This is a genomic window from Pedococcus sp. P1_H8, assembly GCF_056405175.1.
The window spans coordinates 1-385 of sequence record NZ_JBFUCP010000398.1; the positions used below are offsets into that span (position 1 = coordinate 1).

Sequence of the window (385 nt, forward strand, 5' to 3'; positions counted from 1 at the left end):
TCGTGAAGGAGCTGCTCGAGTCCGACGGGCTGCGCGTCGTCGTCGACCGCAACTTTCCGATGGACCGGATCGTCGAGGCACACCGGTACGTGGACCTGGGCCACAAGGTCGGCAACGTGACGGTCACCGTGGGTCGTCAGCCCGGTACCCGCTGAGACGGACCTCTGGAGTCCGGACTTCTGGAGTCCGGTAAGGGGATTCGCCCTCCCACGCGACCTGTAACGCCGGCGCCCGTGACGGCGACACAGTCACTGGACACTGTCAGCGTGAGGTGAGGAGTGGGGACATGGGATCGATCGAGATCATGAATTGGCTTCAAGAGGGCGCGAACGCCGGAGACCCGATCAGGGGGGCGCTCTACGTCGTGACATTCGTGGTGGGCGGG

1 protein-coding gene is annotated in these 385 nt (G+C 64.9%); it reads left to right on the forward strand.

Translation table 11 applies throughout. The annotated features are described in order from the left end of the window. The first annotated feature begins 2 nt into the window (after nt 1–2). On the forward strand, nt 3–155 hold the full coding sequence (locus AC1DYG_RS20535; protein ID WP_477641677.1) for a zinc-binding dehydrogenase: 153 nt from the start codon (nt 3–5) through the stop codon (nt 153–155). Nucleotides 156–385 lie beyond the last annotated feature (230 nt).